Here is a 24,944-nt window from a genome sequence, read left to right as displayed (position 1 = left end):
CCCGGTTCAGTTCGATTTCTTTAAAAAACGAAAGCAGCCGGTCCCGGCCGCTTTCGGAACCATTCGGGCGCGAAGGCGTTGCTGAGCAGGCGGTGTTCGCTGTCGAATGGGAGAGAGAAATGTTCAGTTTGAGTAACAAGATCGCAACCGCAGTTCTGGCCGCCGCCGTCATTGTGACGGGCTTCGCGCCGTCGCAGGCAATGCAGATGCCGAGCGCACCGCAGGTGGAGAAATCCTCCGCGGTCGAGAGCATCCAGTACCGCCGTTATTATCGCGGCGACTATTACCGGCCCGGCTATCGCCCCGGCGCCTATTACCGGCCTGGCTATTACGGCGGCTATCGCGGATATTCCTACTATCGCCCGGGCTATCGCCGCTATAACGGATATTGGTATCCGCTCGCCGCCTTCGGCGCGGGCGCGGTCATTGGCGGAGCCATTGCCGCGCAGCCGCGTTATGTCGCGCCCGCCCCGCGCATGGGCTCGGCTCACATCGCCTGGTGCGCCAACCGCTACCGCTCCTATCGGGCTTACGACAACACGTTCCAGCCATATAACGGTCCGCGTCAGCAGTGCTATTCGCCCTATTGAGGTGACGTAGCGCGACGCGAGTTGCTTCGGCGGAGGCGTGGGCCCGAACATCGCCCCACCCTTCCTCATCCTCGGCCTTGAGCCGAGGATCCATGCCCGCGAGTCCATTTCATCGTCGGCCGCGAAACTCAGTGAACGGCTGTTATCACTGAAATGCCAGCTTCGTCGGCGGCACGGATAAGCGCTGCTCGCGCGTCCTCTGCCGGAATTTCTCCATGAATTGCGTCCCGGCATGCCCTAATCGCAATCAAATACTCGTCTCCATCGTCGATCGGCCAGCCAACCGTCAGCATCTCGGCAGCCTGCACAAGGGTTGCAACAAGCTTGTATTTTTCCGGCCCACTCACCACGAGCATCAGAGGGGCAAATTCTTCGGATGTGCACCATTTCATGACATTAGGTCTCCCCACGGTAAATATATTAGTAACCGTGCAAAAACCATTCCTGGCGAGGTGCATGAACAACTCGATCACCCGAGCGTCGACCGGTGGGATCTGCCATCGTCGAGGCAAAACAGCAGCTGGACGGCAGGCGGATGAGGGGCGGCAGCGCCCACCCCAGCTCTCACAACTTCAAAGAATATTCACCCGCCGCAGCAGCCACCAGGCGAATGCGATCGAGGCGACGATGAGGATGACGGCATATTCGGTGCCGTAGTCGCCGATGGAAAACGGCAGGTTGGCCGTGTTCATGCCGAAAAACCCCGTGACGAGGGTGGGCGGCAGCAGGAACGCCGTCATGATCGACAGCAGATAGAGGTGGCGGTTGGTCTCGGAGGATTGCTTCGAGTCGATTTCTTCATGCAGCAGGCGCGCCCGATCCTGCAGGGCGTAAATATCGTGGTCGACCGTTTCCAGCCGGCTCGTCAATCGCCGCGCGACGTCATCGAAGCCGAAGGGCATCTCGTCATCATCGGCCGCCGCGGCCCGGCGCATCAGCGCCAGCACGGTGCGCAGATGCCGGTGCAGCCTGACCACGGTTCGCCGCACCGGCGCCAGGCGCCGTCGCTCGTCGCGGGGCGCATTGTCGTAGACGATGTCCTCGATCAGGTTCAGCTCTTCGGTGAGTTCGATGACGATCGCGATCAGCGTGCGCTGGAACTCGATCACCAGCAGTTCGAAGAGATCGACCGGAAGGGTAAATTTGCCCGGATTTTTTTCGATCAGCGCCCGCGCCCGCTCGACGCTGCGCAGCGGCTGCAGCCGGGTGGTGATGATGAAGCGGTCGGACATGGCGAAATGCAGCCAGCCGAGATTGTTGGTGTCCTGGGCGAAATCGCGCTGGCAATCGACGAGAGTGCCGTAGAGCATCTGCTCGTCGACGGTGATCGCCGCATGCGTGTCGCGCGTCGTCAGCGCCGATTTCGCGTCCTCCGTTAGCCCCTCCAGCGTATCGAGCAACGCCGGCACGCGGGCATCGGCAAGGTTGAGGTGAAGCCAGTAGAAACCGTCATCGGCAGTCAGTTCCGCCACCGTCGCACTGTTCGTCAGTCGCACTGCGGTCTTTTCGCTGGGCGAAAAGCGGTAGGCCCAGACGAAACCGGGTATGTTGACGGGCAATGTGTCCATTGTTCGCCGGTCCTTTGCGAAGGCGATTTCATTCTTATTTCTCCATGACGTCCATTTATGCAAGGGTGCAAGAGCCAAGCGCCATGCCGCGGAAATTATTGCATGGCGCCCCGGGAAATCGAAATTGACGTTTACGTAAAAATCAATTAGCCCTGACGCTGGAGAGGTTTTGCCGCGCGCAGAACGGTCTGCGGAGGAGAAAAGCATGTACAAGGCGCCCGTCGAGGAAATCGCGTTCACATTGAAGCATGTAGTGGGCATGGGCGAGGCGATTTCAAAGGGGTTTCTCGGCGATCTCGGCGAAGACCTCGTCGATGCGATCCTGGCTGAGGCGGGACGTTTTGCCACAGAGGAAGTGGCCCCTCTCGCCGACATCGGCGACCGCCAGGGCGCTCGTCTGGTAAACGGCGAAGTTCGGCTGCCGGATGGCTGGCGCGATCTATATCGCAACTGGATCGCCGGCGGCTGGAACGGCCTGACGGCACCGGAGGCATTCGGCGGACAGGCGCTGCCGCATATGTTGAATGTCGCGGCGCTCGAGATGTGGAATTCCGGTTCCATGGCCTTTGCCCTTGCTCCGACCCTGACGATGGGCGCCATCGAGGCCGTCAGCGCTCATGGCAGCGACGCGCTGAAGGAGAAATATCTGGCAAAGATGGTATCGGGCGAATGGAGCGGCACCATGAACCTGACGGAGCCGCATGCAGGCTCCGATCTCGGCGTCCTGAAGGCCCGCGCCGAGCGCCGCGCCGATGGCAGCTACCGCATCTTTGGTCAGAAGATCTTCATCACCTGGGGCGAGCATGACGCCGCCGAAAACATCATCCATTTGGTGCTGGCCCGCCTGCCGGATGCGCCGGCCGGCACACGCGGCATCTCGCTCTTTCTGGTGCCGAAATTCCTCGTGAACGACGATGGTTCCCTCGGCGCCCGCAACGATCTGTTCTGCCACTCGCTGGAGCACAAGCTCGGCATCCACGGATCGCCGACCTGCACGATGATCTATGGCGACGGCAAGTTCGGCGACGAAAAGGGCGCGGTCGGCTGGCTGGTCGGCGAGGAGAACAAGGGCCTGGCCTGCATGTTCACGATGATGAACAACGCCCGCCTTGCCGTCGGCATGCAGGGTGTGGCGGTCTCGGAAGCCGCCACCCAGAAGGCTCTCGCCTATGCCAGGGAGCGCACACAGGGCAGGGCGCCCGGGTGGGCCGGCGCCGGCATGAGCCCGATTGTCGAACACCCCGATGTCGCCCGCATGCTGCTCACCATGAAGGCGCTGACCCAAGGCGCGCGCGCCATCTCCTATGCCTGCGCCCATGCGATCGACATGTCGCACCGGGCAGGCGGCGATCGTCAGTATTGGCAGGAGCGCGCCGCCCTGTTAACGCCGATCGCCAAGTCATTCTCGACCGATGCCGGCGTCGATGTCGCCTCTCTCGGCATCCAGGTGCATGGCGGCATGGGCTTCATCGAGGAGACGGGCGCCGCCCGTTATCTCCGCGATGCCCGCATCGCCCCGATCTATGAAGGCACCAACGGCATTCAGGCGATCGACCTCGTTACCCGCAAGCTGCCGCTCTCCGGCGGCGAACATGTGAGAGGCTTCATCGCTGAGATCAGAAAGACCGCGGAAGATGTCCGAGGGTCCAATCTCGATGGTTTCGGAGAAACGGCGGCCAGGCTCGACGCTGCCGTCGTCGACCTCGACGAGGCCACCGCCTGGCTGTTAAAGGCGCTTGCCGATGGCCGGACCGCCGAGGCGCTCTCCGGCGCCACGCCCTATCAGCGACTGTTCGGGCTCGCGCTCACCGGCCGCTATCTCGCCAAGGGGGCTCTCGCCGAGACTTCCGATGGCGCCGGCGGGGACCGCATCGCGCTTTGCCGCTTCGCTGCCGAAAACCTGCTCGCCGAGACGGCGGCCCTTCGCGACCGGGTCGTCAACGGCGCAGCAAGTCTCGCTGCCGCTCGTATCCTGCTTGCCTGAGGAAACCCAATGACCGATCACATCATCGTCGAGCAGCCTTCCGCCTATCCCGGCGTCCAGATCATCCGCTTCAACCGGCCGGAAAAGAAGAACGCCTTCACGCGGGCGATGTACCGCACCATGGCCGATGCACTGAATGCCGCCAATGCGGATGCAAATATCCGGGTGACCGTCTTCCTCGGCACCGAAGGCAGCTTTTCGGCCGGCAACGACATCGGCGATTTTCTTGCCACTGCCATGGGCGGCAGCATGGGAGACGAACTGATCGATTTCCTCTACGCGCTCGCCAGATCCGAAAAACCGCTCGTCTCCGGGGTCGACGGCCTGGCGATCGGCATCGGCACCACCCTCAACCTTCACTGCGACCTGACGATCGCCTCCGACCGCAGCCAGTTCCGCACGCCCTTCGTCGATCTGGCGCTGGTGCCGGAAGCGGCTTCCAGCCTGATTGCACCCCGCGTCATGGGCCACCAGCGCGCCTTTGCGATGCTGGCCGCCGGCGAAGCCTTCAGCGCCGAGGAAGCGCGTGAGGCCGGCCTCGTCTGGAAGGTGACGGCGCCGCAAGAGGTGGAAAACGCCGCGCTTGCCGCGGCTGCAAAACTCGCCGCCAAGCCGCCGGAGGCCCTGAAGATTGCCCGCGACCTCATTTGCGGCTCCCGGGATGAGATCATCGCCCGCATCGATGTCGAGGCCCGCCATTTCGCCGCGCGGCTGAAAAGCGCCGAAGCCCGCGCCGCCTTCGAAGCCTTCATGCGGCGTTGAATGGTCGGCAGCCTTCCGCGGCATATTGGATGGTTTGGCTAGGTTTACCCGCCACGGGCATCTGCTTGACCGTGATCTCGATCGTCTCCGAAAAGTTCATGGCAAGTCGTCGACACCGCAACCGGGGGCAAACTGATAGCGATCAGATCGCCGGGACATTGAATACCTCTCCGGCCCTGAGCGGCCGGAACCGGTCCGGGGCAATATCATGCTCGCGCATTGCGTCTTGCAACGCTCTTGTCGGCGCGTCGACCGCCTCATTTGTCAGTTGGAACGTGGCGAAGTGATGCCCGGCCACATAGGCCGCATTTAGCAGCTTCATCCCGATCACCGCCTCATGCGGATTCTGGTGCTGCCCTTCCATGAACCATCGTGGCTCATATGCGCCGAAGGGCAAAATGGCCAGGCGAAAGCCGCCATGCTTCTGCTGTGCCGCTTTGTAATTGATGCCGCGGTGAAAGCCCGTATCGCCGACGTGATAGATCTTGCCGGCTGGCGTCGACAAAACGAACGACGCCCAAAGCGCCATCCGGCGATCGGCGGTGCCGCGGGCTGACCAATGGTGTGCAGGTTCCGCGTCGATGCTTATTCCGGCGTGCGAGATGCGCTCGCCCCAGTCCATAGCTGTCGTCTGTATATCGGGCATGGCACGGCGTATGATCGTGTCGTTGCCGAGCGGCGTCACGACCCTCGGTCGATGCTTCGTATGCAACCGTTTCAGCGTCGTAATATCGAGATGGTCATAATGATTGTGTGATACCAGCACGAGATCGATGGGCGGCAAATCATCAAAGGCAATACCCGGCTCGACGACGCGTTTGGGTCCGGCAAAGGTGAAAGGGCTGACCCGCTCCGACCACACCGGGTCGGTGAGGATATTGATCCCGGCGACCTGCACCAGCATGGTTGCATGCCCAACCATCGTCACCCGCAGATCCTCGCCGCCGACACGTGGATCCGGTTTGACGGCCGCAAATGGACTGGGAACCGACCGAGGCCACCGCTCACGGCCGCCGCCGAACTGCCACCGCAAGAGTTCGCGGAAACCAAGCGGCTCGATCCCTTCGGGATTGAAGAAAAAGGTGCCGTCGAAGTGATCGGACACCGGGCCGGCATAGTAGGGATTGCGTCTTCTGGTCTTGCGCATTCGGAATCGGTTTCCTTGGCCGAGGACAGGATGACTTTAAGCGTGTCGGCTTGAAATCTGAATCCGTCCTCAATCAAACAGTCAGGCTGAGGCCGGAAACTCATTGACCTTTCGCAGTAGGCTGTCGACCAGCCGCTCCGGGAGGTAGCGGCGAAGCGAGCGGACCTGGCGGGACTGCTTGCCTGCGGAGTAGCGCAGTTTCGGCGTCTTTGCAGTTGCGGCTTTCACGACCATGTCGGCGACGATCTCAGGCGCGTCGCCCGTCTCCACCCATTTGCGCATCAGCGCTTCGCTGCGGGCGCGTTCCGAAGCATAGACCGGAAGAGGTTGGTCTGCTCGTGTCAGGTTTTCCTCGAAGGATGTTCGGGTGACGCCGGGTTGGACGAGAACGACGCGAATGCCGAAGTTGCGCACTTCATGATCAAGCGATTCCGAATAGCCTTCGAGCGCATGTTTGGTTGAAGCATAGAAGGCGTTGTACGGAGCCGGAATGAGGCCGAGGATCGAGCTCATGTTGATGATCCGGCCGCTCTTCTGCTTCCGCATGACCGGCAATGCGGCATTGGCGACGCGCGCCACGCCGAAGACATTCACGTCGAAAAGCCGCTGTGCCTGGGCGATCGAGGATTCTTCGGCGCCGCCGATAAGGCCGATACCGGCATTATTGACGACGAGGTCGAGCCGGCCGGTTTGCCGGACGACTTCCGCAACAGCCGCCTGGACCGAAGCGTCCTCGGCCACGTCACAGACCAGCATCGTTATCCCGGGCCTGTCGGCGGCCGGTTTGCGGCTGGTCCCGAACACGCGGTAGCCGGCCTTCACCAGAGACTCCGCCGTTGCAAGGCCGATGCCTGAGGACGCGCCGGTGACCAGCGCAACCTTTCTGTTTCTGTCGGTCATATTGTCAGCTTTCAAGGTGTGGATCGTTGTCCATCAATCTGTTACTATCTTTTCGATATCGTGTCACTATCGAAAAGATACTAAATGAAAAATAATCCGATTCCCCAGTGCCCGGTCGCCCGCGGCCTTCAATCAGTCGGCGATGCGTGGAGCATTCTCGTCTTGCGGGACGCCCATACGGGCCTCACCCGCTTCGATCAGTTCAGGAAGAGCCTCGGCATCGTGCCGACGATGTTGACCAAGCGTCTCAAGGCGCTGACGGAGGACGGTCTGCTTGAGAGGCGACTCTATTCCGAACGGCCGCCCCGCGAAGAATATGTCCTCACGGAAGCCGGCCGCGATTTTCTGCCTGTTTTGATGATGATCGGGGCTTGGGCGCAGCGCCATTGCGATGGAGAACTCGCCCGCTATATCGATATCGAATCGGGCCTGGAGATCGAGCCTGTCGCAATCGATGCCGTCACGGGTGCAAAGCTCGGAACGCGGCCAATGCGCATGAGTTTGCCCGGGGCCAGCGAGCCGGCCGATCAATAAGATGTTCTCGACGCTCCGGCATATCGCGATCCCGTCGATGCGAAGTGTCAGGCAGGCGCCTATTTCTCCAGTGTCGCCACCACTTCGACATGCGAGGTCCAGAGGAACTGGTCGATCGGCGTTACGCTGGTGATCCGGTAGCCGCCTTCGACGAGGATCGCCAGGTCGCGCGCCAGGGTGAGCGGATTGCAGCTGACGGCCGCGATCTTCTTGACTGCCGAGCGGGCCAGTTCCTTGCACTGGAACTCTGCCCCGGCACGCGGCGGGTCGAAGACGACGATGTCGAAGGGCTTGAACTCCTGCGTCATCAGCGGGCGGCGGAAGAGATCGCGCTTCTCGACGGTGACGGGTTTCAGTCCCTGCGTGTTGCGTGCGGCGTGATCGAGCGCTGCGAGCGCCTTTGCCTCGGCCTCGACGGCATGCACGCGGCCGATCCGCGCCAGCCCCAGCGAAAACGTGCCGGCGCCGGCGAAGAGATCGGCGATCCGCTTCGCCTTGCCGGCATGGGCAAGCACCAGCTCGGCCATCGCCTCTTCCGCCGGTTTCGTCGCCTGGGCGAAGCCGCCCGGCGGCGGTGAAACCGGGACGCCGCCGAAATCGATCAGCGGCTTTGAGGGCTCGACGAGGATCTCGCCATTGACGGTCACGCGGGCGATGCCGCGCAGGCTGAGTACGGTCTCGATCGCCTTTCGCCGCTGCTGGTCGGAGAGTTTCTTCACCTCGTCGGCAGCGACATCGAGACCGGAAAGCGTTTCGAGCACGGCAATCCGGAAGGGTTCGGCGCCCGTCGCCAGCGATGCGGCAATCGCCTTGATCGCCGGCAGCCGGGCGATGATCCCTGCCGACGAGATCGGACATTCCTCGATCGCGACGATATGGTGGCTTTCGGCCTGGTTGAAACCGATCAGCATATCCTTCTCGGTCTTGCGCGCCGCAAAGACCACGCGCCGGCGTTCGCCCGGCCGGGCCGGAACGACCTCGCCGACCTCGGGTGTGAGTCCTTTGGATTTCAGCGCATCGATGACCAGCTGTCTCTTGAAGGCGCGGTAAGGCGCATCGGCCAGATGCTGGAGCGTGCAGCCGCCGCAGGTGCCGTTGAGGCCATCGGGACCGAAATGCCGGCAGGGCGGCTCCTGCCGGTCGGGTGAGGGCGTTGCGATCGACATGATCGTGCCGTGGCCTTTGACGCGGGCGATCGCCGCCGTTTCCCCAGGCAATGCGAAGGGCACATAAACAGGCCCAGTGGCGCTGCTGGCGACGCCGTCGCCTTGGGCGCCGAGCTTTTCGATCGTGACGGTTTCTGTGCTCACGGTTTCAATCCTGCCAGAAGGAATTCCTGATTGCCGTCGCCGCCGGAAATCGGGGAGGGGATGAGGCCGAGGCTTTTCCAGCCCATGTCCTCGATGAACCAGCGCTCCAATTCCGATGCGACGGCTGGAGCGGAAGAGGGATCTTTCAGCAAGCCGCCCTTGCCGATCGCCTCGCGGCCGGCCTCGAACTGCGGCTTGACCAGCAGGACGGCGGTTGCGCCCGGTTCGGCGATATCGAGCGCCGGCGCCAGTGCGAGCTTCAGCGAAATGAAGGAGACGTCGGAGACGATGAAGGTGGCGGGATGGCCGATATCTTCTGCCGTCAGGTTACGAGCGTTGAGGCCCTCTTTGCTGGTCACCCGCGGATCGGCTGATATGCGCGGATGCATCTGCCCATGGCCGACATCGATCGCGGTGACGTGCCGGGCACCCCGCTGCAGCAGCACCTCGGTGAAGCCGCCTGTGGAAGCGCCGATATCAAGACAGTGATGGCCGGCGGGATCGAGCCGGAAATGGTCGAGGGCGCCGGCAAGCTTCAGTGCGGCGCGCGAGACATAGTCCTGCGCCGGATCGTCGATCTCGATGGCAGCGTCGTCGCCAAAGAGCGCGCCGGCCTTCGTCACCACCTGGCCGCCGATCCGGACGGTTCCGCGCTGCACCGCATCGCGGGCCCGCGAGCGACTGGCAAAGAGACCGCGGGAGACGAGAAGCTGGTCGAGGCGCTGGGTATTTTGATCGGACATCGGCTGTGAATGACCGGCAAAGCCGCCGGTTGCAAGCATTTTGTTCCCGGGATCGTCATTGACCCTCAAAAGCTTTCGGCGATAATCCTGCCGCGGCAATCGCGGGGCGGCCGCAGGAACGGGGGTGTTTCATGATGAAGCTCTTCACTCTTCTTGTCGCGGCAGCGGCGATCGCATCGCCTGTTTCGGCGAATGACACGCTGGCCGAGGTCAAGACCGGCGGGCTGATCTTTGCCCAATCCGACGATGTCAGCATGGCGGAGGAGGATCTTTTCATCTCCGCTTCGGAAGTGCGTGTCGACTATGTCTTCGAGAATACCTCGGACAAGGACGTCGAGAGCCTGGTCGCCTTTCCGATGCCCGATATCACGGGCCGCCTGGATGGCGATACCGCCATCTCCGACTATGACAGCGACAATTTCCTACATTTTTCCACCGTGCAGGACGGCAGGCCGATCAAGGCCGACCTGCAGCAGCGGGTCGTCTCGCTCGGCATCGACGTGACCGACGAGTTCGCCAAGCTCGGCATTCCCGTTATGCCCATGAGCCCGAAGACGGCTGACGCACTGGCCAAGCTTCCCCAAACCGTCCGGAAGGACTGGATCGCCCGCGGTCTCGTCTATCCCATGGCTGGTGGCGCCGGCAAGGTCGATCTGGTGCCGCTCTGGACGCTGCGCTCGACCTACTGGTGGCGCACCGTGTTTCCGGCGAAGAAGAGAGTGAGCGTCCAGCACCGTTACAAACCGGCCGTCGGCGGCACCGTCGCCATCAGTTTTCTCGAAAACGGTGAGGCGAAAGGCGAGCGTTTCAAACAATATGCCCGCAAATACTGCCTGGACGGAGACTTCGTCAGGACCGCCCAGCAGCGCGCCAGCGAAGCCGAGGCGGGAGGCGCCAACTACACCGAAAGCTGGATTTCCTATGTGCTGTCGACCGGCTCCAACTGGGCCGGACCGATCCGGCGCTTCCAGCTGACGGTCGACAAGGGCAAGCCCGGCAACCTCATCAGCTTCTGCGGCAGCAACGTTCAGAAGATCGGTCCGACGACGTTCCGGATGACATCAGAGGATTTCGATCCCGAGAAGGATTTCGATATCCTTATCCTCAATCCGCCCGAGGCGCAATAAATGCGGGCCTGCTGCCGATGCGGTCCGCAATTTAAGCAAATTTAAAGTCTGCGCACATAGGTTCGGCTCGATTGCAGCGGTTCCTGCGAACCGCTTCGCGCCATGAAGGCGCAGGCGTCTCCCCGCCGATCATGTTCCAAATTCAGAAGCCTTGCAGTTGCGCGTTTCGCGCGACCCCGGCTCTCGTCGCGTCGACTCGTCAGGAGAGATTCATCGATGTCCGCTAAAAACATATCCTTGAACGGCAAGCTTGCGGCCACGTTCGCAGCCCTCATCCTCATTTTCATGTCCATCTCGGTCTTCGTCTATTCCAAGGCGACGGCGTCCGCGGCCGCTTCCGCCGAGCAGGAAAAGTCCGAGCTGCTCGTCAATCAGATCGATGATGCGCTGCAGGCGATGCTCGAGCAGGCGGTCAATCTGCGCGGTTTCATTCTCTTCCGCAGCGACAGCACCTATGGCGACGTCTTCGCCAACCGCGAGCGTATGCTGAAGGCGATTGCCGCTGCCAAGCAGACGGCCGCCGGCGAGCCGCAGCTGGTCGAGATGATCGACGGCATGCAGAAGGCCGCCGATCTCTATTTCCATGAGCTTGCCGAGCCGCAGACCAAGGCGCGCAAGGAGACCGACATGCCGATCGAAGAGGTCGTCAAGATCGGCGTCAACGCCACCAAGGGTCAGCTCGATGGCTTCCGTCAGGCCTCGGCCAAAATCAAGGCCACCGCACGTCAGAAGTCTGAAGAGCTGGCTGCGTTCCGTGCCGATGCCAACAGCGATCTGAAGACGACGCTGCTTGCCGGCGGCATCGTCGCTTCGCTTGCCGCCGCCATTCTCGCCTGGCTGATGTCGCGCACCATCGTCCGCCCGATCGTCGGCATGACCGCCGCCATGGATCGCTTGGCGGGCGGCCAGAACGACATCGAGGTTCCGGCCACGGACCGCGGCGACGAAGTCGGCCTCATGGCCCAGTCGGTGCTGGTCTTCAAGCAGGCCGCGATCGAGAAGCTGCGCCTTTCCGGCGAGACCGACCGCATGCGTGACGAAGCCGAGCGCCAGCGCCGGGCAACCGACGAACAGAAGGCGCGCGAGGAAGGCGAACTCCGCTTTGCCATCGATGCTCTGGCGAGCGGCCTTGCCGGCCTTGCCGAGGGCGATGTCGCAGCACGCATCCAGACGCCGTTCGCGTCGCAATACGACACGCTGCGCAACGACTTCAACCACGCCGTCGAAAAGCTGCAGGCGGCTCTCCAGTCGGTCGGCCACAATGCTTCGGCGATCAACGCTGGCGCCGGCGAGATCCGCTCGGCCGCCGACGATCTTGCCCACCGCACCGAGCAGCAAGCTGCCGCCGTCGAAGAGACCGCCGCAGCGCTCGAGCAGGTGACGACGACGGTCCGCGATAGCGCCAAGCGTGCCGAGGACGTCGGCAATCTCGTCGAGCGCACCCGCCTCGGCGCCGAAAAATCAGGCGAAGTCGTCCGCAAGGCTGTCTCCGCCATGGAGCAGATCGAGAAGTCCTCGGGCGAAATCTCCAATATCATCGGCGTCATCGACGACATCGCCTTCCAGACCAACCTGCTCGCTCTCAATGCAGGCGTCGAAGCGGCGCGCGCCGGCGACGCCGGCAAGGGCTTTGCTGTCGTTGCCCAGGAAGTGCGCGAGCTCGCTCAGCGCTCGGCCAATGCCGCCAAGGAGATCAAGGCGCTGATCACCAATTCCGGCACCCATGTCCAGACCGGCGTTTCGCTGGTCGGTGAAACCGGCAGGGCGCTGGAAGCGATCGTTGCCGAAGTGCAGGAGATCAACCACCACGTCAACGCGATCGTCACCGCCACGCGCGAACAGTCGATCGGGCTGCAGGAGATCAACACTGCCGTCAACAATATGGACCAGGGCACGCAGCAGAATGCCGCGATGGTCGAAGAGCAGACAGCGGCAAGCCATGCGCTCGCCCAGGAAGCGAGCGCTCTGGACCAACTGCTGCATCAGTTCAAGCTCGGCCAGGTGAGATCCGATGCCGCCGCACCGCGCGCCGCCGTCGCCAGCACGGCGTCCCGCCCGGTCGCCTCCCCGGCCCGCGCGCTCGCCGGCAAGGTCACGAAGGCCTTCGGCGGCAGGCAGGCAACCGCGGCAGCCGCCGTCCAGGAAGACTGGACGGAGTTCTGATAGGGCGCTCTTTCTCGGAAAGGGACGTCAAACGAAGAGGGCGGCGCAGTGGATGCGCCGCCCTTTTTCATGATGATATGGCAGCCAAGATCTACCCAGCCACCCCAACCGCAACGCCGCGCCCCAGCGCCCGGAAGACCGTCGAAACGATCCCGGCGCGGTCGAGCCCGGCATGGGCATTCATCGCTTCGGGCTTTGCCTGCTCCATCCAGATATCGGGCATGACGAGCGAACGTATCTTCAGCCCGTTGTCGAGCAGGCCTTCGCTTGAGAGATACTGCATCACCTGGCTGCCGAAGCCGCCGACCGAGCCTTCCTCGACGGTGATCAGCATCTCGTGGTGGCGGGCAAGCTGGCGGATCAGGTCGTGGTCGAGCGGCTTGGCGAAGCGGGCGTCGGCGACCGTCGTCGAAAGGCCGGCCGCATCGAGATCCTCGGCGGCAAGCAGACAGTCGGCAAGCCGGGTGCCGAAGGAGAGCAGCGCCACTTTCGCGCCTTCCTTGACGATACGGCCCTTGCCGATCTGCAGGATTTCGCCGCGTACCGGCATCTCGACGCCGACACCTTCACCACGGGGATAACGGAACGAGATCGGGCCGGCATCATAGGCCGCGGCGGTGCGCACCATATGCTTGAGTTCGGCCTCGTCGGACGCTGCCATCACCACGAAGCCGGGCAGGGTGGCGAGGAAGGCGGTGTCGAAGGAGCCGGCATGGGTCGGCCCGTCGGCGCCGACGAAACCGGCGCGGTCGATCGGGAAACGCACCGGCAGGCCCTGGATCGCCACGTCGTGCACGACCTGGTCGTAGGCGCGTTGCAGGAAGGTGGAATAGAGCGCGGCGAACGGCTTGTAGCCTTCCGCCGCAAGCCCGGCGGCGAAGGTCACGGCATGCTGTTCGGCGATGCCGACATCGAAGCAGCGCGACGGGAAGGCTTCGGCGAGTTTGTCGAGGCCGGTGCCGTTCGGCATGGCGGCGGTGATGCCGACGATCTTGTCGTCGAGAGTGGCTTCCTGCACCAGCGCCTCGGCAAAGACGCTCGTATAGCTCGGCGCATTCGGCTTCACCCGTGCCTGCGCGCCAGTGATGACGTCGAACTTGTTGACGCCGTGATATTTGTCGGCTGCGGCTTCCGCCGGCGGATAGCCCTTGCCCTTCTGCGTGACCACATGGATCAGCACCGGCCCGCGCCCATTGTCGCGCACGTTGCGCAGCACCGGCAGCAGATGGTCGAAGGAATGGCCGTCAATCGGCCCGATATGATAGAAGCCCATCTCCTCGAACATCGTGCCGCCCGTGACGTAGCCGCGGGCATGTTCGACGGCGCGGGTGATCGCCCGGTCGATGTTCTTGCCGAGATAGGCCGTCAGTTTCTTGCCGAAGTCGCGGAAGCCCATATAGGTGCGCCCGGAGGCAAGGCGGGCGAGGTAGGCGCTCATCGCGCCTGTCGGCGGCGCGATCGACATGTCGTTGTCGTTAAGGATGACGATGAGGCGGGCGTCGAGCGCGCCGGCATTGTTCAGCGCCTCATAGGCCATGCCGGCCGACATGGCCCCGTCGCCGATGACGGCGATGACGCGCCGGTCGGTCTTGTCGAGATCGGCGGCGATCGCCATGCCGAGACCGGCCGAGATCGAGGTCGAGGAATGCGCCGCGCCGAACGGGTCATATTCGCTCTCCGCCCGGCGGGTGAAGCCGGACAGCCCGTCTTCCTGGCGCAAGGTGCGGATGCGGTCGCGCCGGCCGGTGAGGATCTTATGCGGATAGCATTGGTGGCCGACATCGAAGATCAGCCGATCGTTCGGCGTGTCGAAGACGCTGTGGATGGCAATCGTCAACTCGACCACGCCGAGGCCGGCGCCGAGATGGCCGCCGGTGCGCGACACGGCATCGATCATTTCGTCCCGGACCTCGCGCGCAAGCTGCGGCAGGTCGCGATCCTCGAGCTTGCGCAGGTCGGCGGGGTAGGTGACCTGGTCGAGCAGGGGGGTCTTCGGCAGTTGTGTCACGGGCGGGCGCTCTTTCTTGCTTTTCCTTGTCTCGCTTTATTCGATTAGAATGCGGCAAAACAAGTGCATTTCAGGAACCGAAGGTTTGACCTTAGAGCATGATGTCGAAAAGTGTGAGCGGTTTTCGAAGGATATCCTGCTCTATTTCTTCTAATCCTGATGGTTCAGCTTTCCGGCAAAGGCACGAATTCCTCTTCGTCGCCGGGAACGATATCGAAGCGGCCGGTGCGCCACTCCTCCTTGGCTTTTTCGATCCGTTCCTTCGAGGAGGAAACGAAATTCCACCAGATGTAGCGCTTCGAATTCAGCGCAGCGCCGCCGAAGAGCATCAGGTGACAGCCCTCGCTGCCGGCTTCGAGCGTGATCGGATCACCGGGCCGGAAGACCAGCAACTGGTCGGCGGTGAAACGGTCGCTCGATATGACGACCTCGCCGGAAAGCACGTAGACGGCGCGTTCCTCATGGCCGGCGCCGAAGGGAAAGCTGGCGCGCGGCTCCAGATTGAGATCGACATAGAGCGTATCGGAGAAGGTGCCGACCGGCGACGTCATGCCTTCGAACGAGCCGATGACGACACGCCCGCGAACACCTGAAGTTTCGATCAGCGGCATCTCGGTCTTTTCCGTATGGGCGAAGGAGGGATCGATCTCCTCCTTGTCGTCGGGCAGCGCCAGCCACGTCTGCAGGCCTGACATCAGCAGCGGATGGCCGCGCAGATTTTCGGGCGTGCGCTCGGAGTGGACGATGCCGCGGCCTGCCGTCATCAGGTTGATGTCACCGGGACGGATGACCTTTTCGGTGCCGAGGCTGTCGCGATGGCGGATCTCGCCGTCGAAGAGATAGGTGACCGTCGACAGCCCGATATGCGGATGCGGCTTGACGTCGAGCGCCTCGTTCGGCTTCAGGATCGCCGGCCCCATGCGGTCGAAGAAGATGAACGGCCCGACCAGCCGGCGCTGCCGCGTGGGCAGCGCGCGCCGCACCTGAAAGCCGCCGATATCGCTGGTGCGCGGAATGATCAGGTTCTCGATCGCGTCACAGGCGAAGGCATCGCCGGGCAGGGGATCTTTGCCTGGAAAGAACGACATGTCGGATCTCCGATCTCAGAAACATCCGCGATAGATAGGGACTGGAGCGCGGCGCGTCCAATCGAACATGTCCGCTCAGATCGCGGTGAAGCCGTTGTCAACGAAGAGATGGGCGCCGTTGACGAAGTTGGACTCGTCGCTGGCGAGATAGAGCGCGGCCCGAGCCACATCTTCCGGCTCGCCGATCCGCCCCTGCTGGGCAGCGATCGCGGCATCCGAGACATCGACGCCGAGCGCCTGCAGGTCGGCCACCTCGCGCAAGCCGTGCGGCGTGCGAATGAAGCCGGGGCAGACGGCGTTGCAGCGGATATTGCGGTCGCGGAATTCCACCGCAATCGCACGGGCAAACATATGCACGGCGCCTTTCGTTGTGTCGTAAAGCACTTCCATCGGGGTCGCGGCGACGGCAGAAATCGACGAGGTGCAGACGATCGAACCGCCTCCGGCCGCAATCATCTTCGGCAGCACTGCCTTGGTCATCAAGAACATCGAGCGCACATTGACGGCGTGCAGCCAGTCCCATTCCTGAAGGGTCGTTTCCAGGAAAGGTTTGATGACGATGGTGCCGGCATGGTTGAAGAGCACGGTGACGGCGCCATAACGTTCTTCGACGCCGGCGACGGCGGCATTGACGGCTGCTTCATCCGAGACGTCGGCGGTCCAGTGGTCGGCCTCACCGCCGGCATCGCGGATTGCCTTGACGGTTTCGGCCGCCGCCTGGCCATTGCGGTCGATGATCGCGACACGCGCGCCTTCCGCCGCAAACAGCTTCGAGGCCGCGCCGCCCATGCCTGTGGCGCCGCCTGAGATAATGGCGACCTTGCCGTTCAATCTGTCCGTCATCTGTCTGTCCCCTCATGGTTCTTGAAGGGGATCATAGATCGGCTGCAAGCCGATCGCCAAGCAGCCTTTGAAAGGCTGCTTCGTACGCTCAGGCCCCGTCCAGCGGTTCGACGCCCTGCGGCTTGCCGGCACGATCGAGCCGGATCTTCTCGATGCGGTTTTCGGCGGCCGAGAGCAGCGTCTCGCAATGTTTCTTCAGCGCTTCGCCGCGCTCGTAAATCTCGATCGATTCATCCAGCGCCACGTCGCCGCGTTCGAGCCGCGCAACGATGCTTTCGAGTTCGGCGACCGCCTTTTCGAAGGAAAGGCCGGTCACTTCCGGCTTGGCGCTGTCAGTCATTCTCAACCCTTCATCATTCTCAGAATATGCATGCCCGCCGATTCGGCGAGCCCTTCCAGATCATAGCCGCCTTCGAGCAGGCTGACGACCCGGTTCTGCGCGTGCCGGTCCGCGAGTTCCAGGATGCGCCCGGTCGCCCAGTCGAAATCCTCGCCCGTCAGATTGATCTGTGCCAGCGGATCGCGGTGGTGCGCGTCAAAGCCGGCGGAGATGATGATGAGATCCGGCCGGAAATCGGCAAGCGCCGGCAATACGCGCGATTTGAACGCCTCGCGGAAATGATCGCTGCCGACATTCGGCGAAAGCGGCGCGTTGACGATGGTGTTGTGCTTGCCCTTTTCTTCCTTGGCGCCGGTGCCGGGATAGAGCGGCATCTGATGCGTCGAGCAGAACAGCACCGAAGGATCATCCCAGAAGATATCCTGCGTGCCGTTGCCGTGATGTACGTCCCAATCGACGATGGCGACGCGCTCGGCGCCATGCGCCTTCTGCGCGTGGCGGGCGGCGATCGCCGCATTGTTGAAGAAGCAGAAACCCATCGCCGTCGTCTTTTCGGCATGATGCCCCGGAGGGCGGGCGGCGACGAAGGCATTGTCGGCCCGGCCCAGAAAGACGTCGTCGACGGCCGCCATCGCGCCGCCGATGCCGGTCAGCGCCGCTTGCAGGCTCTTTTGGCTGGCGTAGGTATCGGCTTCGAGCTGGTTGATCTCATCCTCTTCCTCGGGAATTTCCCGCATCACGGCGGCAAGATGTTCCTCCGGATGCGCAAGCAGCACCGCATCCTCGCTCGCCTGCGGCGCCTGCCGGCGCTCCAACCGGGCGAAATTCGGATGTTCCAGCGCCACATTGATGGCTCGGATCCGGTCCGACCGCTCCGGATGTCCGGCGGGCGTCACATGTTCCAGGAAGATCGGGTGTTCATAAAGACGGGTGCTCATGGAGACACTCTATCGGCCGCTTGTGTCATGTTCCACAGCAGATGGGGCGTGGCGGGACGATTTCAACAAGCGCTCCGCCGCACCATCTCGCCGGCGGCGGCATTATAAATTCGCGTCATCTCAGCCGTTTACTTCGAAAAACCACGTGCTACTGTCGTTAACGGGGAATTTTGCAGGCAGAGTTGTTGATGAGTCAGTCGAAACGCCCGGGTGTGACGGAAATACATGTGCCGTTTCGCGATGTCGATATGACCGGCCGGATGTTCCTGGCTTCCTATATTTCCTATGCCGAATCCGTCATTGCGAGCTTCTGGTCGGCTCGGCCCGAGGTCGAGGACGAACCGGTCTATAGCGCCAGCAAGATTACCTGCGTTCTCCACCGCCCGCTGCATTACGACGAGCCGGCCCTTTTTACGGCCGCCGTCGACAAGATCGGCGTGCGTTCAATCGGCTTCCTCGTTTCGATCGACACCGGCGAGGAGCGCGCCGCCGAGGTGGAAATCATCTGGCAGGCCCGCAGCGGCGAAGATCAGCAGCCGGCCTCGCTGCCGGAGGAAACACGCGATTGGCTTTATCGGTTTTTGGACTAGGTCACGCACTTCCGTGCCGTCGCCACCCGCTTCGAAAAGTACAGCGAAAACTACCGTGCTCTCGTCAAACTCGCTTCAGCCAAAATCCGGATGCGCTTTGCGAGCCCGTGAGCTATGAAGGCCCTCGGACGCTCGGAGCGGCGTTCAGGCAGGAGCCCGACCATGATTAAGATGAGCGTCTACTATCCGGCCGATGGCGGCTCGAAGTTCGATCACGACTACTACCGCACCCGCCATATGCCACTGATCCAGGAACGGCTCGGCGATGCCTGCCTGCGCTACGAGATCGAGAAGGGCCTTGCGGGTCGCGAACCTGGAAGCGCGCCGGCGTTCGTCGCGGCTTGTCACGTCTACTCACCGACCCTGGAGATATTCCAGGAGGCGCTCGGTCCCCACCGCGCGGAGATCGCCGCGGACGTCGCCAACTATACCGACATCGCGCCCATCGTGCAGATCAGCGAAGTCGTTGGAGGGTAGGGGCTTCGGCGCGTCAGGCGTAGCCGTTGAACTTTCCGGGGTTAGAGGAGCCGTTCGGTGACGCGACGTTCAATGCTCGCTACTGCCCTGTTGCTTGTGTCGGTCAGCGCTGCTTGGAGCGATGATGAACCTCCTCGTCCCTATCAAGGTCCTCTTTTCTTCAACGGCGAGGGTTATGTCAGTACGTGCTTCATAAGCGCAGTCGCACCGTTAGGTGACGGTTCTCCGCTCTATGCAGGTGCCAAGCCGGGGGGCGGAAAGGTCCCCGCAGTGTTGCACTCAGAGCCAGGTCCGGGAGTTCGTGCCGTTTACGTCGTTCCGAATGAGGACATCGTGGTAGCGGTGATCGCGCCGAAGCGCACTGGTCTTATAGGATGGAAGGGCTGGATCAGATTTACGGTCGTGACCGAAGGCTTTCCTGATGGGAACGAGGTTTCCCGGACGTTTTCAGGCGTGATCCCAAAAATCGAAGACAAGTGAGCCGGGGTTGCTTCAGCTCCGATCTCTCAAAGCGATGAGCTAGATATCCGGGCAGAGCCGAATAAAGGATCGTGCAGCGATCGGTCACCGCCTGCCACTCATCTCGCCGCCATGCTTGCGACCAGATCGCTGAACCTTTCTCCCTGAATGCCGACATGGGTTCGCAACAGGCGGCGGGCTTCGTCTCCATCTCCGGCAAAGATCGCATCGACGATGGCGCAATGTTCCGAGAAGGATGTCGACAGGCGGTTGCGTACGCGCAGCTGCAGACGGCGGTAGGGGCGCAGGCGTCGATGCAACTGCACGCACTGCTCCTGCAGGAAGTCGCTGCGGCTCGCGGCGTAGATGGCCTTATGAAATTCCTCATTGTCGTAATAATAGGCGTCGCTGTCACCGGCGGCGGCGGATTGTTCGCAGCGGCCGTGGGTCGCGGTGATCGCGTCCCGGGAGGCCTTGTCCAGCCGGCGGGCGGCGAGCGATCCGGCCAGGCCCTCGAGCTCGGCCATGACCTCGAACATCTCGTAAATGCGGTGCGGGCCCGGATCGATCACGATGGCGCCGCGGCGCGGACGGATTTCGATGAGGCCGATGGCATCAAGCTGCATCAGCGCCTCGCGCACAGGCGTCCGCGACACACCGAAGCGATTGGCAAGCACGGTTTCATCGAGCCGTTCGCCGGGGGCGAATTCGTAGGAAAGTATCGCATTTTCAATCTCATCGCGTAGCCACCGGCCGACATTCTCGGACATTTCCTTCGCTTCCTCCATACATAAATGCCATTCTTGTATACACAAACGTTGACGTCGTGTACGAAGAGTGCCAATGTACATACTACAGACGAAGCCCCGCGATGGAAAGCAGTGCTCAAGGCGCCTGTAATGCGGACGCCTTTAAGAAGAGAGGAGAATGGCATGCCCGAAGCTTCTTTCTTCACCGACATGCTGCAAAGCATTACGGATCATGGGCGCCAGCTTCTGTTTTCCGGCTCGCGCAATACGCAGGCCGCCGCCAAGGCCGATCTTCGGACCCTTTCTGAAATGCTATTGTCGAGCCGGGGCGAAGCATCCGGCATCGCCCTTGCAGCCGAGATTCTCGATCGCTGGGGCGCGCTCGATGGTGAGGGCGCGCAGATTTTTTTCCATACGCTTCACGAAAGCTTCGGGCCCGACACGTTGAGGCTCGACCAGGCAATGGAAAATTACCGCACGGACAAAAGCTCCGCTGCGGTCATCGCACTCCATCAGGCGGCGGAACCGCGGCGGCAGGAGCTCCTGCGCCGATTGAATCACGCGCCAAACGGCACCGCCAGGCTCGTGCGGATGCGTCAGCAGCTGCTTGCCTCCAAGGACCGGTCCGAAGCCTATCACGCGCTGGACGCCGACTTCACGCATCTGTTCGGCTCCTGGTTCAATCGCGGCTTTCTGACGCTGCGGCCCATCGACTGGTCGACGCCGGCATACATTCTCGAAAAGATCATTCAATACGAGGCCGTGCACGAGATTGCCGGCTGGGAGGAATTGCGCCGTCGCTTAGCGCCGGCCGACCGTCGATGCTTTGCCTTTTTCCACCCGCGGCTGGCCGATGAGCCGCTCGTCTTCGTTGAAGTGGCGCTCACCCGCTCCGTGCCGAAGGCGATCGCGGATGTTCTCGACGAGGGGCGGGAGCAGATCAACGCCGACGAGGCGACGACGGCCGTCTTCTATTCGATCTCCAACTGCCAGGATGGCTTGCGCGGTATCTCCTTCGGCAATTTCCTGATCAAGCAGGTCGTCGAAGATCTGCGCAAGGACCTGCCGGGCCTCAAGAATTTCGTCACGCTGTCGCCCGTCCCGGGTTTTGCCCGCTGGCTTGCCAAGGTGCGCGCCGCGACCGGCGATCGGTCTCTATCCGAAGCGGCCCTGAAAACGCTGACCTTGCTCGATGATCCGGACTGGCCCGACAAGGAGAGCGGCGCGGCCGATGTGGAGCGCGTGCTGCTGCCGCTTGCGGCCCGCTACTTCCTCACCGAACGCACGCCGGAGGGCCGCCCGGTCGATCCCGTCGCCCGCTTCCATCTCGGCAATGGCGCCCGGCTTGAAAGAGTGAATTTCCTCGGCGACCGCTCGCCGAAGGCGATGCAGCAGGCGCACGGTCTGATGGTCAACTATCTCTACAAACTGGACGACATCGTCGCCAACCACGAGGCCTTGGCGCAGCGCGGCGAAGTGATCGCCTCGACTGCGGTCAAAAGCTTGCTCAACCAGAGCGATGAAGGCCGCCGCGGCGGCAATGGCCAGCAAGGCTCTCGCGCCTTTGCGCAACTGATGAATTCCACGCTTGGAGGAGGGCGAAAGTGAGCAACCATCTTTTCGACACCATGCGGGCCGCCGCACCCGATAACGCACCGTTCATCCGGATCGATAGCACCCGTACATGGACCTATGACGACGCCTTCGCCCTTTCCGGACGCATTGCCAGCGCGATGGATGCGCTCGGCATTCGCCCTGGCGACCGGGTTGCCGTTCAGGTCGAGAAAAGCGCCGAGGCATTGATCCTATATCTCGCCTGTCTTCGCAGCGGCGCCGTCTACCTGCCGCTCAACACCGCCTATACGCTGGCCGAGCTCGATTACTTCATCGGCGATGCGGAGCCGCGTCTGGTGGTCGTTGCGCCGGCTGCTCGGGAAGGCGTGGAGACGATCGCCAAGCGCCACGGCGCGATCGTCGAAACGCTCGATGCCGACGGCAGCGGCTCGTTGCTCGATCTGGCGCGCGACGAGCCGGCCGACTTTGTCGACGCCTCACGCTCCGCCGACGATATGGCCGCGATCCTCTACACCTCGGGAACGACGGGACGCTCGAAGGGGGCGATACTCACCCATAGGAACCTGCTGTCGAACGCCCTGACCTTGCGGGACTATTGGCGCGTCACCGCCAACGACCGGCTGATCCACGCCTTGCCGATCTTCCACACACATGGCCTGTTCGTCGCCACCAACGTCACGCTGCTTGCCGGCGCCTCGATGTTCCTGCTGTCGAAATTCGACGCCGACGAGGTCGTGTCAGTGATGCCGCAGGCAACGATGCTGATGGGCGTGCCGACCTTCTACGTGCGCCTCTTGCAAAGCCCGCGCTTCGGCAAGGAGGCGGCAGCCAGCATCCGCCTGTTCATATCCGGTTCGGCGCCGCTGCTCGCCGAAACGCATACCGAGTTCGAGGCCCGGACTGGCCACGCGATCCTCGAGCGTTACGGCATGACGGAAACCAACATGAACACCTCCAATCCCTATGAGGGCAAACGCATTGCCGGAACGGTCGGCTTCCCCTTGCCTGACGTGACGGTGCGCGTCACCGATCCCGCCACCGGGCTGGTGCTGCCGGCGGAACAGACCGGCATGATCGAGATCAAGGGACCGAACGTCTTCAAGGGTTATTGGCGCATGCCGGAAAAAACCGCGGCCGAATTCACCGCCGATGGCTTCTTCATCAGCGGCGATCTCGGCAAGATCGACAGCGACGGCTATGTGCATATTGTCGGCCGCGGCAAGGATCTGGTGATCTCGGGCGGCTACAACATCTATCCGAAAGAGGTCGAGAGCGAGATCGACCAGATCGAGGGCGTGGTCGAGAGCGCCGTGATCGGCGTGCCGCATCCCGATTTCGGGGAAGGCGTGACGGCGGTCGTGGTGTGCAAGCCTGGCGCCGGCCTGGATGAAAAGACCATTGTCAGCGCCCTGCAGGATCGTCTCGCGCGCTACAAACAGCCCAAACGCATCATCTTCGCCGAGGACCTGCCGCGCAACACGATGGGCAAGGTCCAGAAGAATATCCTGCGGCAGCAATACGCCGATCTTTACACCGGGACGTAGGACGGCCGCCCTCTGGGAGGAGGCGCGCCGGTATCCGCATCAATATTTGCAAACAACAACCACGGCGCTGGAGGCGTCGGAGGGAGGGGAATCATGGGTATCGAAATACTGGCCATCGGCCTGCTCATCGCTATGTTCATCGTTGCGACGATCCAGCCGATCAACATGGGCGCGCTCGCTTTCGCCGGCGCCTTCGTGCTCGGCTCCATGACCATCGGCATGAAAACCACCGATATTTTTGCCGGCTTTCCGAGCGATCTGTTCCTGACGCTGGTCGCCGTCACCTATCTCTTCGCCATCGCGCAGATCAACGGCACCATCGACTGGCTGGTCGAATGCGCCGTCCGCCTGGTGCGCGGACGCATAGGCTTGATCCCCTGGGTGATGTTCCTCGTCGCCGCCGTCATTACCGGTTTCGGTGCTCTTGGGCCTGCCGCCGTCGCCATTCTCGCGCCCGTCGCCTTGAGCTTTGCCATCCAGTACCGCATTCACCCCGTCATGATGGGCCTGATGGTGATCCACGGCGCGCAGGCGGGCGGCTTTTCGCCGATCAGCATCTATGGCGGCATCACCAACCAGATCGTTGCCAAGGCCGGCCTGCCTTTCGCGCCGACCTCCCTGTTTCTCTCCAGCTTCTTCTTCAACCTGGCGATCGCAGTGCTGGTCTTCTTCGTTTTCGGCGGTGCAAAGGTCATGAAGCAAGTACCCGCATCATCCCTTGGCCCCTTGCCCGAACTGCATCCCGAGGGCGTGTCGGCCTCGATCAGAGGTCACGGCGGCACGCCGGCAAAGCCCATCCGGGAACATGCCTACGGCACGGCGGCCGATACCGCCGCGACGCTGCGTCTGAACAATGAGAGGATTACCACCCTGATCGGCCTGACGGCGCTCGGTATCGGCGCCCTGGTTTTCAAGTTCAATGTCGGCCTCGTCGCGATGACCGTGGCCGTCGCCCTGGCGCTACTGTCCCCGAAAACGCAGAAGGCGGCAATCGACAAGGTCAGCTGGTCGACCGTGCTGCTGATATCAGGCATCATCACCTATGTCGGCGTCATGGAGAAGGCCGGTACCGTCGATTACGTGGCGAACGGTATATCCAGCCTCGGCATGCCGCTGCTGGTGGCGCTCCTGCTCTGCTTTACCGGCGCCATCGTCTCGGCCTTTGCATCCTCGACCGCGCTGCTCGGCGCGATCATTCCGCTCGCCGTCCCGTTCCTCATGCAGGGACATGTCAGCGCCATCGGCGTCGTCGCCGCCATCGCGATCTCGACAACGATCGTCGACACCAGCCCGTTCTCCACCAATGGTGCGCTTGTGGTCGCCAATGCGCCGGATGACAGGCGAGAGCAGGTCCTCAAGCAACTGTTGGTCTACAGCGCGCTGATTGCCATCATCGGCCCGATCGTCGCCTGGCTGGTGTTCGTCGTGCCGGGGCTGATTTGACGCAGGGGGCACCCATCGCTTTCTGCCGCGGACCATCGCCCGCGGCGGCGAAAAACCTGAAC

At 62.6% G+C, this 24,944-nt stretch carries 24 protein-coding genes; 12 read left to right on the top strand and 12 right to left on the bottom strand.

The window, feature by feature from the left end:
* The first annotated feature begins 119 nt into the window (after positions 1-119).
* The gene (locus ATY77_RS20990) at positions 120-590 is read left to right on the top strand and encodes a BA14K family protein (protein WP_088688687.1); all 471 of its coding nucleotides are present in this window, start codon (positions 120-122) and stop codon (positions 588-590) included.
* Between the two features lie 128 nt (positions 591-718).
* Here ATY77_RS20990 and ATY77_RS20985 read toward each other — a convergent pair whose 3' ends face one another.
* Together ATY77_RS20985 and ATY77_RS20980 are read right to left on the bottom strand one after the other, a co-directional pair.
* Positions 719-982, bottom strand: a complete 264-nt coding sequence (locus ATY77_RS20985; RefSeq protein WP_088678492.1) for a DUF982 domain-containing protein — start codon at positions 980-982, stop codon at positions 719-721.
* 180 nt (positions 983-1,162) lie between these two features.
* On the bottom strand, positions 1,163-2,158 hold the full coding sequence (locus tag ATY77_RS20980) for a transporter (protein WP_088678491.1): 996 nt from the start codon (positions 2,156-2,158) through the stop codon (positions 1,163-1,165).
* A 205-nt stretch (positions 2,159-2,363) separates the two neighbouring features.
* Between ATY77_RS20980 and ATY77_RS20975 the strand changes: the two genes are divergently transcribed.
* Complete coding sequence (locus tag ATY77_RS20975; protein ID WP_088688686.1) at positions 2,364-4,142, top strand: acyl-CoA dehydrogenase; 1,779 nt, start codon at positions 2,364-2,366, stop codon at positions 4,140-4,142.
* A gap of 9 nt (positions 4,143-4,151) precedes the next feature.
* The gene (locus tag ATY77_RS20970; RefSeq protein ID WP_088688685.1) at positions 4,152-4,904 is read left to right on the top strand and encodes a crotonase/enoyl-CoA hydratase family protein; all 753 of its coding nucleotides are present in this window, start codon (positions 4,152-4,154) and stop codon (positions 4,902-4,904) included.
* A gap of 142 nt (positions 4,905-5,046) precedes the next feature.
* Here the strand turns inward: ATY77_RS20970 and ATY77_RS20965 are convergent, their stop codons facing one another.
* Entirely contained in the window at positions 5,047-6,051 is a 1,005-nt protein-coding gene (locus ATY77_RS20965) for an MBL fold metallo-hydrolase (RefSeq protein ID WP_088688684.1), read from the bottom strand.
* A gap of 81 nt (positions 6,052-6,132) precedes the next feature.
* Positions 6,133-6,951 carry an oxidoreductase gene (locus tag ATY77_RS20960; protein WP_088688683.1) on the bottom strand — a complete coding sequence of 273 codons (819 nt, stop codon included), beginning with the start codon at positions 6,949-6,951 and terminating at the stop codon, positions 6,133-6,135.
* 84 nt (positions 6,952-7,035) lie between these two features.
* Here ATY77_RS20960 and ATY77_RS20955 point away from each other — a divergent pair, with 84 nt between their 5' ends.
* Positions 7,036-7,485, top strand: coding sequence for a helix-turn-helix domain-containing protein (locus ATY77_RS20955; RefSeq protein ID WP_088688682.1), 450 nt, complete (start codon positions 7,036-7,038; stop codon positions 7,483-7,485).
* A gap of 59 nt (positions 7,486-7,544) precedes the next feature.
* On the opposite strand, the gene ATY77_RS20950 is transcribed toward ATY77_RS20955, so the two are convergent.
* Positions 7,545-8,795 (bottom strand): class I SAM-dependent RNA methyltransferase, encoded by a 1,251-nt coding sequence (locus ATY77_RS20950; protein ID WP_088688681.1) that lies wholly within the window; start codon positions 8,793-8,795, stop codon positions 7,545-7,547.
* Entirely contained in the window at positions 8,792-9,538 is a 747-nt protein-coding gene (locus ATY77_RS20945) for a TlyA family RNA methyltransferase (protein ID WP_088688972.1), read from the bottom strand. Before ATY77_RS20945 ends, ATY77_RS20950 begins: the two co-directional genes overlap by 4 nt.
* A 131-nt stretch (positions 9,539-9,669) precedes the next feature.
* Between ATY77_RS20945 and ATY77_RS20940 the strand changes: the two genes are divergently transcribed.
* Positions 9,670-10,665: a DUF4424 domain-containing protein gene (locus ATY77_RS20940; RefSeq protein WP_088688680.1), complete on the top strand. Its 996-nt coding sequence runs from the start codon at positions 9,670-9,672 to the stop codon at positions 10,663-10,665.
* Positions 10,666-10,881: 216 nt separating this feature from the next.
* Positions 10,882-12,828, top strand: coding sequence for a methyl-accepting chemotaxis protein (locus ATY77_RS20935; RefSeq protein WP_088688679.1), 1,947 nt, complete (start codon positions 10,882-10,884; stop codon positions 12,826-12,828).
* Between the two features lie 91 nt (positions 12,829-12,919).
* On the opposite strand, the gene dxs is transcribed toward ATY77_RS20935, so the two are convergent.
* From dxs to ATY77_RS20910, 5 genes are all read right to left on the bottom strand, one after another.
* A complete protein-coding gene (dxs, locus tag ATY77_RS20930; protein WP_088688678.1) occupies positions 12,920-14,836 on the bottom strand; it encodes a 1-deoxy-D-xylulose-5-phosphate synthase in 1,917 nt (638 codons plus the stop codon).
* A 164-nt stretch (positions 14,837-15,000) separates the two neighbouring features.
* Complete coding sequence (locus tag ATY77_RS20925) at positions 15,001-15,924, bottom strand: pirin family protein (protein ID WP_088688677.1); 924 nt, start codon at positions 15,922-15,924, stop codon at positions 15,001-15,003.
* Between the two features lie 75 nt (positions 15,925-15,999).
* Positions 16,000-16,767: an SDR family oxidoreductase gene (locus tag ATY77_RS20920; RefSeq protein ID WP_088688676.1), complete on the bottom strand. Its 768-nt coding sequence runs from the start codon at positions 16,765-16,767 to the stop codon at positions 16,000-16,002.
* 88 nt (positions 16,768-16,855) lie between these two features.
* Positions 16,856-17,107 carry an exodeoxyribonuclease VII small subunit gene (locus ATY77_RS20915; RefSeq protein ID WP_088688675.1) on the bottom strand — a complete coding sequence of 84 codons (252 nt, stop codon included), beginning with the start codon at positions 17,105-17,107 and terminating at the stop codon, positions 16,856-16,858.
* 2 nt (positions 17,108-17,109) lie between these two features.
* Complete coding sequence (locus ATY77_RS20910) at positions 17,110-18,045, bottom strand: histone deacetylase family protein (RefSeq protein WP_088688674.1); 936 nt, start codon at positions 18,043-18,045, stop codon at positions 17,110-17,112.
* Positions 18,046-18,233: 188 nt separating this feature from the next.
* Here ATY77_RS20910 and ATY77_RS20905 point away from each other — a divergent pair, with 188 nt between their 5' ends.
* The 3 genes from ATY77_RS20905 (at position 18,234) to ATY77_RS32640 (ending at position 19,592) form a co-directional block, all read left to right on the top strand.
* Positions 18,234-18,635 (top strand): thioesterase, encoded by a 402-nt coding sequence (locus ATY77_RS20905; protein ID WP_088688673.1) that lies wholly within the window; start codon positions 18,234-18,236, stop codon positions 18,633-18,635.
* Positions 18,636-18,797: 162 nt separating this feature from the next.
* On the top strand, positions 18,798-19,112 hold the full coding sequence (locus ATY77_RS20900) for an EthD family reductase (RefSeq protein WP_088688672.1): 315 nt from the start codon (positions 18,798-18,800) through the stop codon (positions 19,110-19,112).
* Between the two features lie 57 nt (positions 19,113-19,169).
* Positions 19,170-19,592, top strand: coding sequence for a hypothetical protein (locus tag ATY77_RS32640; RefSeq protein ID WP_141103957.1), 423 nt, complete (start codon positions 19,170-19,172; stop codon positions 19,590-19,592).
* Between the two features lie 98 nt (positions 19,593-19,690).
* Here the strand turns inward: ATY77_RS32640 and ATY77_RS20895 are convergent, their stop codons facing one another.
* Complete coding sequence (locus ATY77_RS20895; protein WP_088688971.1) at positions 19,691-20,341, bottom strand: GntR family transcriptional regulator; 651 nt, start codon at positions 20,339-20,341, stop codon at positions 19,691-19,693.
* Between the two features lie 162 nt (positions 20,342-20,503).
* Here ATY77_RS20895 and ATY77_RS20890 point away from each other — a divergent pair, with 162 nt between their 5' ends.
* The 3 genes from ATY77_RS20890 (at position 20,504) to ATY77_RS20880 (ending at position 24,882) form a co-directional block, all read left to right on the top strand.
* Positions 20,504-21,928: a malonyl-CoA decarboxylase gene (locus tag ATY77_RS20890; protein ID WP_088688671.1), complete on the top strand. Its 1,425-nt coding sequence runs from the start codon at positions 20,504-20,506 to the stop codon at positions 21,926-21,928.
* Complete coding sequence (locus tag ATY77_RS20885) at positions 21,925-23,439, top strand: malonyl-CoA synthase (protein ID WP_088688670.1); 1,515 nt, start codon at positions 21,925-21,927, stop codon at positions 23,437-23,439. The genes ATY77_RS20890 and ATY77_RS20885 overlap by 4 nt, the downstream gene beginning before the upstream one ends.
* 93 nt (positions 23,440-23,532) lie before the next feature.
* Positions 23,533-24,882 carry an SLC13 family permease gene (locus ATY77_RS20880; RefSeq protein WP_088688669.1) on the top strand — a complete coding sequence of 450 codons (1,350 nt, stop codon included), beginning with the start codon at positions 23,533-23,535 and terminating at the stop codon, positions 24,880-24,882.
* Positions 24,883-24,944 lie beyond the last annotated feature (62 nt).

Source organism: Rhizobium sp. R634 (genome assembly GCF_002211305.1).
GTDB lineage: Bacteria > Pseudomonadota > Alphaproteobacteria > Rhizobiales > Rhizobiaceae > Rhizobium.
The sequence above is the reverse complement of the archived record's forward strand: the minus strand, read 5'-3'. Positions and strand labels throughout refer to the sequence as shown.